This is a genomic window from Ruminococcus flavefaciens, assembly GCF_900116855.1.
GTDB classification, from domain to species: Bacteria; Bacillota; Clostridia; order Oscillospirales; family Ruminococcaceae; genus Ruminococcus; species Ruminococcus flavefaciens_R.
This window is the reverse complement of record NZ_UETD01000012.1, coordinates 153,904-164,857: the sequence shown is the minus strand read 5'-3', so window position 1 is coordinate 164,857 and position 10,954 is coordinate 153,904. Positions and strand designations below refer to the sequence as shown.

12 protein-coding genes are annotated in these 10,954 nt (G+C 45.1%); 4 read left to right on the top strand and 8 right to left on the bottom strand.

What is annotated here, in order from left to right:
• Window positions 1-256: 256 nt before the first annotated feature.
• A complete protein-coding gene (locus DSZ37_RS13755; protein WP_109727463.1) occupies window positions 257-1,207 on the bottom strand; it encodes a glycosyltransferase family 2 protein in 951 nt (316 codons plus the stop codon).
• Window positions 1,208-1,567: 360 nt separating this feature from the next.
• On the opposite strand from DSZ37_RS13755, the gene DSZ37_RS13750 reads away from it, so the two are divergent.
• Complete coding sequence (locus DSZ37_RS13750; RefSeq protein WP_109727462.1) at window positions 1,568-2,275, top strand: LytR/AlgR family response regulator transcription factor; 708 nt, start codon at window positions 1,568-1,570, stop codon at window positions 2,273-2,275.
• 1 nt (window position 2,276) lies between these two features.
• Window positions 2,277-3,551, top strand: a complete 1,275-nt coding sequence (locus DSZ37_RS13745) for a sensor histidine kinase (protein ID WP_109727461.1) — start codon at window positions 2,277-2,279, stop codon at window positions 3,549-3,551.
• A gap of 483 nt (window positions 3,552-4,034) precedes the next feature.
• Here the strand turns inward: DSZ37_RS13745 and DSZ37_RS13740 are convergent, their stop codons facing one another.
• The 7 genes from DSZ37_RS13740 to DSZ37_RS13710 form a co-directional block, all read right to left on the bottom strand.
• Window positions 4,035-5,570 carry a DUF4153 domain-containing protein gene (locus DSZ37_RS13740; RefSeq protein ID WP_109727460.1) on the bottom strand — a complete coding sequence of 512 codons (1,536 nt, stop codon included), beginning with the start codon at window positions 5,568-5,570 and terminating at the stop codon, window positions 4,035-4,037.
• A gap of 14 nt (window positions 5,571-5,584) precedes the next feature.
• Window positions 5,585-6,001 carry a hypothetical protein gene (locus DSZ37_RS13735; protein ID WP_109727459.1) on the bottom strand — a complete coding sequence of 139 codons (417 nt, stop codon included), beginning with the start codon at window positions 5,999-6,001 and terminating at the stop codon, window positions 5,585-5,587.
• Window positions 6,002-6,015: 14 nt separating this feature from the next.
• Window positions 6,016-6,309, bottom strand: coding sequence for a hypothetical protein (locus DSZ37_RS13730; protein WP_109727458.1), 294 nt, complete (start codon window positions 6,307-6,309; stop codon window positions 6,016-6,018).
• A gap of 93 nt (window positions 6,310-6,402) precedes the next feature.
• A complete protein-coding gene (locus tag DSZ37_RS13725; RefSeq protein WP_109727457.1) occupies window positions 6,403-6,762 on the bottom strand; it encodes a hypothetical protein in 360 nt (119 codons plus the stop codon).
• Window positions 6,763-6,772: 10 nt separating this feature from the next.
• On the bottom strand, window positions 6,773-6,979 hold the full coding sequence (locus DSZ37_RS13720; RefSeq protein ID WP_109727456.1) for a helix-turn-helix domain-containing protein: 207 nt from the start codon (window positions 6,977-6,979) through the stop codon (window positions 6,773-6,775).
• Between the two features lie 15 nt (window positions 6,980-6,994).
• Complete coding sequence (locus DSZ37_RS13715) at window positions 6,995-7,462, bottom strand: DUF2975 domain-containing protein (protein ID WP_109727455.1); 468 nt, start codon at window positions 7,460-7,462, stop codon at window positions 6,995-6,997.
• A gap of 27 nt (window positions 7,463-7,489) precedes the next feature.
• Window positions 7,490-7,924, bottom strand: a complete 435-nt coding sequence (locus DSZ37_RS13710; protein WP_109727454.1) for a hypothetical protein — start codon at window positions 7,922-7,924, stop codon at window positions 7,490-7,492.
• Between the two features lie 224 nt (window positions 7,925-8,148).
• Between DSZ37_RS13710 and DSZ37_RS13705 the strand changes: the two genes are divergently transcribed.
• Together DSZ37_RS13705 and DSZ37_RS13700 are read left to right on the top strand one after the other, a co-directional pair.
• Entirely contained in the window at window positions 8,149-8,727 is a 579-nt protein-coding gene (locus tag DSZ37_RS13705; RefSeq protein ID WP_109727453.1) for a sigma-70 family RNA polymerase sigma factor, read from the top strand.
• The gene (locus DSZ37_RS13700) at window positions 8,724-10,544 is read left to right on the top strand and encodes a hypothetical protein (protein ID WP_109727452.1); all 1,821 of its coding nucleotides are present in this window, start codon (window positions 8,724-8,726) and stop codon (window positions 10,542-10,544) included. The genes DSZ37_RS13705 and DSZ37_RS13700 overlap by 4 nt, the downstream gene beginning before the upstream one ends.
• Window positions 10,545-10,954 lie beyond the last annotated feature (410 nt).

Below are 10,954 nucleotides of genomic sequence, written 5' to 3'. Positions count from 1 at the left end.
GTGTAGGGAGATGTCAGCCAAGCTGACAGAGGGTACGTGCAGCTGTTAGCTGCGCCGTCCCCTACATTTCCAATTTTTCGCGTATGCGCTAAATTATGATTTATATAATCTTCCTGTCTGAAAAACAGAAAAGCTCCGCAAAAATGCGAAGCTTTCGGAAGGAATATCAAAGCCCAAGGATATTTCCCCAAGCCTTTTATCAATATAGTGCTGCCCCTTGTTACAGGGAAGGGACAAGGCGCAGCATAAGCGGATATCAAGCAAATGAAGGCTTTCTTGCCGAGCGCTCAAGGTGCTTATATACCTCGATCCAGATGTTTTTGCCGGGCTCTGCCTTGCGGATACGCTCCCTGCGTACCGGGTCGAAGAAGCTCTTGAACTCCTCCAGCTCGTCAAGAAAGCTGTCGTTATATTTACGGAGCATTATGTCAAGATTGCTCTTCCACTCGCTGTAGCGCTTGCTGTCATACTTCTCCTTTTCATAGAGATGTAGAACAGCTACCTGCGGATTGTAAACGATATCTACGCCGTTTTTCATCATACGGTATCCGAATTCCCAGTCCTCTATCTCCTGTCCGCGGAAGCTCTCGTCAATGCCGCCGAAGCGCCTGATGCACTCCATGGGTATAGAGAGGTTTGAGGTCTGAGTGAATATCATCTTATACTTTACCTTATCGAAGTCGTAGCGATAGGGCTCAAGCATTTTCAGGCGGATATCCTTGATGTAGTAATAGCTCTTGTGCTTGTCGAGACCGTATGTCTCGGGCTCAGTGAGCCAGTAACGGATGCCGTTTCTGAGTATTTCGCGGTTCTCAAAGAAAACCTCGTCATTATCCTCGAATACCTGCTTGGTAAGACCGAACTGCATAACAGGCTTGCCGTGCTTCTTGTAAGCGTCATAGTGCCCCGAAACGAAGCTCCTTGTGGCTATCTCGTCGCCGTTGAGGAAGATGAGAAGCTCTCCCGAAGCGCGTCTGATGCCCTGATTTTTAGCCTGACTTACCCTTGCGCCTGAAACAGTAAAACAGCGCACCCTTACTCTTGAGGGATGGTCGGCGATATACTCGGAAAGTCCGTCGATCTCGCTATAGTTTACGAAAATGATCTCATACTCATCATGTGGAAAGTCCTGGTTTTCCAGTGAGTGGTACAACCTTACCGCCCTCTCAACAGAGCGGCAATATGATACTATTATGCTGCATTTCATTGTTATTTCTCCTGTACATCCTTGTAAAATTGTTTTGCGGTATCCCCATACCGCGAGAATTAAGTTAGTCCCCCTGCTATGAAAGCAGAATAATTTTATAACATAACTAAATAAGATTATAGCGCAAAAACGTTATAAATTTCAAGTGAAATGCGCCAAGTGTAATTTTTGTGCGTGAAATGCACTGTTTTGTTCACGAATTATTCATTTTCAACCTAAAATCAGGCTCTAAACGATTGACAAAATATATTTTTTATAGTATAATTAATCCGTTATATGTTTTTCGCGGAGTTGTCAGTTCTGCGTTGATTAGTCAGAATTTTTACACATCGCCGCTGTTCTTTCAAGGGGGATATCATATTGAAGATCGCCATATGCGATGATGAGGAAAGATTTTTAACAAAAATAGAAGAGGACCTTTCTTCCCTTCAGTCTTATGACAACGAATTCTCTTTCGACGAATTCAAAACAGGCAGAGAACTGCTTGCGGATTTCTGCGAGGATAAGTACGCTATTATAATCCTCGATATCGAAATGCCCGGACTGAACGGACTCGAGACCGCTGAATTTATCCGAAAAATAGACGAAAAGGTTATTATCATATTCCTGACAAGCTATGAGAAATTCGCCTGTCAGGGCTATGCGGTAAGAGCCTTCAGGTATATCCTGAAAAATCAGCCTCACTCTATCTATATGAAACAGCTCGACGACGCCGTAAGGGAGTATTACCGCAATACGCGGTATATCATAGCCTCCGACGGCGGAAAGGATGAAAAGATACCTACCGATGATATACTTTATATCGAGGTCTTTTCCCATAAGCTCCTGATACATACAAAAAACGGGGACTACTTTACAAAGGGTACCCTGTCGGAGCTCGAAGCCCAGCTGTCTGACCTGCTTTTTGCCCGTCTTGACAAAAGCACCCTCGCCAACATCGCTAATATCGACTATATCCGCAAAAACCAGGTCATCCTCACCAACGGTGACACTCTTTTTGCAAGCAGAAATCATATCAAAAATATCAAGCAGTGCTTTATGGACTACAGCAGGAGCAGGTGGAGCTGAAATGTTTACTTCCGAAAACATAATCGAAACGGTCAATTGCGTCTTTGAGGCGTGTATAGTTATATTTTATCTGTATCAGATAATGAAGGAGCAGTACAGGTATACGCCTAAGTTCCTTGTCATCCCCGCCGTGGGAATGTTCGGCGTTTTAGTGTCGGTCACTCTTGCCGATGCCAATCCGTGGCTGAAACTGGTACTGGTATTCGCGTCAATGATGATAATATCCGTGATAATGTTTGAAAGTAAGATACGAAGTATCATCTTCTACTGCCTTATGTTCATAGTCGTCATACTCGCCTCGGAGATAATCCCTATGGGAGCACTGACGCTGATGAATCTGGGAACTCCCGAATCTCAGCTTAATTCAGGCATGGGAAGATACATCGGAATGGCTTGCTCAAAGCTGTTCTGCTTCTGGATAAGCATATATATCGCGGAATATCTCCGCCCCAAGCAGAGGGAGATGCCGTTCAAGAACTGGCTGCTCATTATCTTCGTCCCCCTGCTGAGCCTCATAGTCCTCAACGGCATATTCGTTTCCAGCACGGTATCGCCCAGAAGGACAGTTGTTTATCTGCTGTCTGTGGCAGGTATTTTCCTGCTGAATATATTCGTTTTCGACTTTTTTGATACCTATTCCAACACCTTAAAGCTCCAGCTGATGGAGCAGAGGCTCCAGTCAGAGGAGGAGAATTACAGGCTCATCGAAAACAAGTATACAGAGATACGCCAGCTCAAGCACGATATCAGTAACCAGCTGGCGGCGGCAAAGAGAATGTTCAGGCAGGGCTCGGGTCCCGAAGCCGTTGTCCACCTTGACAGGCTCTACTCAAAGGTCAACGACGCCAGCGGAGTCTGCTATACGGGCATTTCCGCAGTTGATGCTATCGTAAATATGAAATGGGCAAAGTCCCTTAAAGAGGGCATACCATTCTCCTGCAAGGTCATGGTCACCGACCAGATGGACACCGATGAGCTCCTCCTGTGCAGGATAATCGCCAACCTCCTCGATAACGCCATTGAAGGCACTCAGCGCTCTCAGACTGAGGACAAATACGTCTATATTTCCATAATACAGAATAACAAGAAGCTGAGGATCTGCGTTATGAACCCCTCGGACGAGGTCGATGCGGACAATCTTACCACAAAGAAAGAGGGCTACGGCCACGGCATCGGCGTAAGCAGCGTCCGCGAAGCCGTTAAACAGCTGGACGGTATCCTCTCCTTTAAATGGGAAAAGAGTATCTTCACAGCAGACATTATGATCGCATATTGAGATAAGTGCCGCAAGGCATTTATTTCTGCTTATATTGTTAATAAACTGTGAATAAAAATGTACATTTCACGCAAAAAAATAACATTTCACGCTAAAGTGTTGATTTTCTGCTCATAATAAGTTATGATAAGATTTAGTCCTGTTCCGTCTGTAAACAGGCAACTATCCATGGTTTCGTCATGGATATCTCCGCTTAAATGGGCTTTTGTCCCCTGCGGAGACTCCTTTATCCACACAGGTCGGATATTATCCCACCGTACAAAAGGAGTCTCCGTGATTGGAAAATTCTCGCTGAAAACTGCGTTTTTATTCTAAGATAACATCATACCAAGCTCCGAGGACATAGAAACTCATGCCTATGGATCGGAAATCCTTATCTCCGCTGTGATCTTTCATGGGGAGATTTTTATTTTGCCTCAGAACAAAAATTAAGACCCGTGAACAGGTTTGTCCTGCTTACGGGTCTTTTTTCAAAGCTGTATCTTATTCGGTCATGCTGTCAACTATCATTGCGGAGATATTGTATTTTCCATAGCTGTCGCGCTGATAGAGTCTGTATTTCACTTCGTTTACCTCGTCGGCTGTCACCTCGTCCTCCTCAAGCGCCACAAGGAGACCGTCATCGGACATATGCAGAATGGCATCGGTATCAAGCTCCTCAAGCTGTCCCGAGCGGTACATCTCTATGTTGTACTTTGCTATAATTGCTTCGGGTCGTGAGAAGCAGAGGAGTCCGAACATGAGGGTGAAGATAACGCACAGATGCTTCGCAAACTTCATATCATAGCGGAACTGCTTTATTATCACCATGACGAATACCAGTGCCAGAAGCACCATGAACCAGCTTGTGTAAACTCTCAGAACTGTGAGTCCGTAGGCATTGATATACATTACCATCTTGCTCATGGCTGTTGCAATGAGGATAATGGTGAATACGCTGATGACAATGCTGTAAAACTTCAGCGCAAAGGGCTTTTCTCTGCCTGCCTTTTTTGAGTGCAGGCTCATGAAGCAGAGAACGCCAAGATTGATAAGGGCTACTGTAAAGAGCTCAAAAAAGCCCCGTCTTGCGTAGTCCGCATAGGTAAAGCCCTCGGGAAGGCTGCCCGAAAAGGCTGAGAGGAAGTAGTTAGCCTGCGAGATGAAGAACAGTACATAGAGTATACATATAGGAGTTACTGCGGTATATACCACAAGGTTGCTTACAAAGCGCATATTGTATATCTTGAATTTGCAGACATTTGGGTCAAGCTCCTTTATGTCCTTGCGGTGGGTATTGGTATAAAACATACCGAAAAGATACAGCGAAAAAGGCAGAGCCAGTGCCAGCTGTATAAAGACGTTCCATATCTCCTCGCTGAAGATCCTGTTGACAATACCCGTGAGCATTTTCTCAACACCGTCATCTGCGGACATGAGAAGTCCTGCAACTACCAATGTAAGGGGAATAGTGATAAGGAGTCCTATAACGATATACTTGATGTTTGTGGCTGTCTTTGAGTCCGAGAGTGAGTCCTGAGCGATGTCGGTCTGCTTGGTGAAGCCTGTGAACGGGTGACCGAATACAGCCTTTGTAAGTGCAAAGGGCAGGTAGCGCTCCACGCCCTTGTTGTCTGCTCCCACTGAGTACACCAGATAGGCTATACCGCAGAAAAGAAAGACCACGTCAAGAGTTTTTATGAAGTTGTTGGCGGTTATGGAGAATACTGCGGTAAATAAGTAAAATACCACGGTCAGAAGCTTGTTGTAGCCCGAGAACGAGCATTCCCTTTTCTTCATGTATATTATTGCCGCGGTAATGACAGCTATGAAAAGTCCCGTGGTGATGAAGCCTGTGGCGTGAAAAATGACAAATCTGACGAAAAAGAATGCTGCGATAAACACAAATGCCGAAAGCACCAGCTCCGCCTTTGAGTATTCGGGCTTTTCCTTTGGCTTTGCCACAGGCTGAGGCGGTGCATAGGGCATGGGATATGGTGTTCCGGGATACTGTCCGTAAATATTATTATTATTATCCATTATGGTATCCTCCTTTATACTGTCTCATGAAGCTTTATGCAATAACTTCCGCTTGCAAGGCTGATCACTTCTATCTCACCCCTGCCGTCGCTGTAATCGTAGTGCAATCTGCCGTCGTTTGTGGGGCGGAGTTCCAGAGAAGTGTTGACGTTCTCGGAGATAAACCTTTCGTAATCGTCGGTCTCAAGCTCCACTGTCTCGCCCTTTTCACTGTCTCTGCCGCTGTAGCTGAAGTATCTGAACTCGTCAGCCGAGCTGATATCAAATACCTGCTCTATGTGGGCAAGGTTCTCATCGCTGAGAGTTATGCGGTAGTTGAGTCTGTACTGCCGCAGGGCAACTGCTCCCGAAAACAGGACCGAGCCTGCTGCCATAGTACCTGCAAGTACTTTAAGAAATGTGTGTATGCCGCGTGTTGTTCCCTTTTTCATTCTTATCTCTCCTTTTAAGCTATGAGGAAAAAGTCTATGCCATAGAGCAGCAGTGCCGAAAGCAGCACTCTGTAAACTGTCATGACCGTGTCGGCTGCTCTTGCTGTGTATTCATCCTTGTAGTAGAGCCGTTTGGATACAATTGGTATCAGGGCAGTTATAAGAGCAATTACTCCTGCTGCATTGAGCCATTCGCTTCCTCCTGCGCAGAGCACAGAGCAAACAAGAAAGTTCATGACGCAGAGGGCAATGTCGATGCTGTATGTAAGCTTCAGATCTCTTTTGCTGATCTTAGCTGCTTTTTTCATAGTACCGCCTCCTCTAAAAGCATATTATACATATCTGAATACAGTATATTGACTGTATGCCGATGTGACGGGGATTTCCTGTACTCCCCTATTTCAGACCATCTTTACTTTTATTGTTTCCGATCTTGCTTCGCTGTATCCGCGGGCATCGACTATCAGGTTCAGCTCACCTTTGCGGCTCCCTGTTCTTATTGAACTTCCCTCATTGATTATGACCAGTCCGTCCACGGAACCGTCATCCCAGTAAGCGTCACATATCCCTGCGGTATCATATTTTTCTATATCAGCTATATCATGTAAATTTATCACAGTGCCTGCACTGAAAGTGAGGTCATTCTTTGGAGTTATCCTCGGAACTCCACTCGTATACCGGAATAATCCTGCTATCAAAAACCCCGCGCATATTATCCCGAATGCTCCCAGTACCAGCACTATCCTTTTTAGTATCTTCATATCCTCCCCCCTATTCCCGCTTGAACTCCAGTATATCCCCCGGCTGGCAGTCAAGCTCATCGCATATCTTTTCGAGAGTGGAAAATCTTACCGCCTTTGCCTTTCCCGTTTTCAGTATCGACAGGTTTGCAGTGGTTATGCCCACCCTTTCGGCAAGCTCCTGAGAGGATATCTTCCGCTTTGCCATCATTACATCAAGATTTACTACTATCGGCATGGAAAGCACCTCCTGTTATATAGTAAAGTCGTTTTCCGACTTTATCTCTACTGCCTTTTCAAAGACATTCTTCAGCACCCTCATGATAAGCCCGAACATTATTGCTACCATTCCTATAAAGGCGAATATGGAGCTCCAGAGCCCGAATATCATGAGCACAACGCCTACTGCTATACATATCCACGAAATACGTCTGAGACATGAGGTATTCTTAGGTATGAACACCTGATCCTTGCTGATGTTTCCGAGAAGCAGATGCAGGTTCCACAGTGCCGCCAGTGCCAGTGCGTCGCAGACATACAGCGTTACGCACATGGGAATGAACATCGAGCTCCTGTCAAGTATTCCTGCTGCCTCGACGGTCATCATATACTGATACCACTCTGACAGGGTAGGAATGAAGAATGCAACGAATATCGCCACACCTGCTGCCACAACGGTCAGTATACGGGATAGAAAAAGTGATTTGTCCTTGTTCCACATAAAAATAAGCTCCTTTATATTATTTGGTCAGCGCCATATATCGTAATCAAGGCTTTTTATATATGACGGAGTGTCCGCCGTCTTTCCTATGGTGTCCTCTGCTCTGAAAAACACAGGCTGCTGCATTCCGGCGTCAATGAATATCTCTGCAAGATAATCCTCTGTGGCAGTGAGCAGGCAGATCCTTGTGTTTTTGTCCTCCGTGCCGTCCTGTACCACATATCCGAGACACTTCCCCACATCTTCGCCTTTAAGGGACCTTTCCACGGTGCCATAGGGGAGGAATTTTCTTCCATCGTACTCTATTTCCAGATAGGTATCGTCCTTGTCAGTTGGAGAAACATAAGTCTTTGTGTTGAATTTTATGGGCTCAGGCGGCAGGTCGCAGTTTATTCCCTTTCCGCAGCCGGTCAGGATAAACAGCGTTCCCAGAAGCGCCGCAGCCTTACTCATCGTCCTCATACAGACGTTTCCTTTCCTACGGACCTGTGCCGTATTTCTTACTGTGACTATAGTATATCACATAAAATATCATTTGTCAATAGAAAATTATTGTTTTTCAATAATTTTTTTCTGTTTTTCAAAGAACTTGCATTTTTACCCAAAAAATGATAGAATTATGTGTCTGTTTTTTTTATTCGGTTCGATTATATTATTGAATGCATTCAAAAAAGGAGGAGTTCCTGATGACGGACATGGAACTGCGTATGCTTATGGCTGAGTCTGTGCAGAAATGCCACAGAGTGGTCTTTGAAAAATACTGCAACTATGTTTACGCCATTGTTATCAATATACTGAGAAACTGCGGCAGCCGCGAGGATATCGAGGACTGCGTCAGCGATGTGTTCTTCAAGCTTTACAAACAGCTTGACGCGAATACCGATTTTTCAGGCGACCTGAAAGGTTTTATCGCTGCCGTATCAAGAAACACCGCTATCGACGCCTTCCGCAGGCTGAGCAATAAGAATAACAGGAGCGTTTATATAGACGATGATACAACTGAGGAGTTACGCTCGGATGAGAGGATAGAGGAAAATGCAGAAAAAGCTGAACGCTCACGCCTTCTCCTCGGCAAGATAAAGGAGCTGGGCGAACCCGATACCACTATTATAATACAGCAGTATTTTTACAATCGTACAGCAAAAGAGATAGCAAAAAGTATTTCCATGACAGCTGCGGCAGTTCAGAAACGAAGCAGCCGCGCCAGACAAAAACTAAAAGCCCTGCTATGTGAAGCAGGGATAGGTAAGGAGGATCTCATATGAAAGACGATCTTTTTGAGAATACCGATAATATGACCATAGATTCCCTTGCTCAGGACTTCCCCGTACTCACTGATGAAGAAAAGGAGAGGATCTACGCTATGAGCGAGAGAAAATACAATAACGATACCGATATGAATACAGACGAGAAATTCGACAGAAAAATCGAAGTAACAGGCGTTGAGCGCTATAAGCGTCCCAAGTGGAGGAGCGCTTCCATAGCGGCAGCTGCCGCACTTGTACTGGGTGCAGGCTCCTTCGGAGGCTACAACGTAGTACAGCAGTTCCATGACGGCAACGGCGAAGACGAGCTCCCCACAAATGTTTCCGAGGAAATGTCACAGGAGAGCACAGGAGCTGTTGATGACAGCCGCGCAGAGGAATACCGCAGCACCGCAGAGTCACTGCTGAACGCATACGAGGACTTTATACAGCCCTATAATAACGATGAGATACTTGAGCGTGGTCTGACCGAAGAAGAACGCAACGGTATGTCCGTCGAAGAACAGGATGAATACCTTAAAAGGAATGACAATCCGAACTACTCTTTCTTCTGGTTTGCACTGGAAGACGAAAATGCTACATCATGGGAAGGACATGATCGCGGGATCTGGAACTATGAGTATTATGCCACAGGAATGAAGTACAACAATACCGATGAGGTAATGGATAAGGCGCTTTCCTTTATGTCACAGAGCTGCATCGACAAGCAGTTCCCCGATCTTATAGGCGATGACCTTACAGACTATGAGGCTAACCGCATATATTCCGTTAATGAAGCCCCCCCTCATTTCGGCACCTACACGATGATAGGCGGCAAGCTTTATTGCAGCAGTGAAAAATATGATGACATTTATAAAATACCTTCCACATACAGCTTCTATCACCTCAAGGACGAGCCCATCGAAATATCCGACATCACAGATAACAGCTTCACTGCCTGCGTACACTATGAATTTACCAGTGTGCCCAACAGGTGTGATATGAAAATGAAGATCGTAAACGACGGCAATAAATGGGTCATAGACGATATCGGGACAACAGGTCCCGAGCTTGATGCCCAGAAGCTGGAGATCGTGGATAAGATGCTCAATTCCATGGATTACTACGACAAAATAAGCGCAAAAAAGGCAGATGCTTATTTAAGTAATGACGCTGATATAGGATCTCTCATCATGCCGAACAAGTACTACGCCGATAATAATGCACTGACATCATATAATATTAACGGCGATGACATAGATTATAATGGCGCTCAGGACATCCAGTCGCTCCTTGATTTTGTAAAGAGCGTTGATATTGATTCTAAGAAATCAGAAGAATCTTACTGTGACGAAGAAAAGAACTATTACTGGAGCAGTAATGCCAACAATGGCGGATATAGTAAGTTTGATAACTTTGTCCCGAGAAAGGACGATCCCAAGCTCAGTCTTGAAAACAGCATCAGGGTCGTAGACCAGGGGGCCACAATAGAAAAAGAAACAAGACCAATGAACTGCCCCAACGGTCACGAACTCGTCATTTATTACCTCTATGATTTCAGTAAATGGGATATCACAGGCGATACTACCTTTGAAGGCAGAGACTGCTATGTAATTGATTACCATTCATCTACATCTGTAGAAGGCAAAGATTATCAAAAGGATATCACCTGCTATGTGGATAAGGAAACAGGTATCCCCATGTATCAGCAGACCATTGCAAATGATGATGTTTATGTTATCTACAACTTCTACTATGACGTTCACTTCAATGATGACGCAGAGCCCATGCCCGAGGTAAACATAGACAAGAGTCTCTTTACTGAAATGTACTCATGATCACTTTTAGCGAGTAAATGATATAAATAAAGAAATAATGCCCCGAGGCACATCATAGTGCTTCGGGGCATTGTGTTTTATAAAGTAAATCATAATTTCGAGCTGAGCCAGCTCGACCGCTTGCCACGTTGTCGCTCGTAAACTCGCTTAATAATATCAAAAATGATATTTGTACATCGCTTACAGCGCAATAAGTACGCCGAGCCTATGTAAGGGATTCCAAAGGGACTGTGTTCCTTTGGCAGAGTCCAGAGGCGGCGCCTCTGGTCGCCGCTTTCAGCTTTTAAGGCGGCGAAATAAAACAAAGCGCTCCGCAAGGGTGAATTTCAAAAACAGTCCGGTGGACTGTTTTTGAAAGAGGGACGCCCTGCAAGTGAGGGCGTCCCTTGATTGAGCGGATGATATCTGCC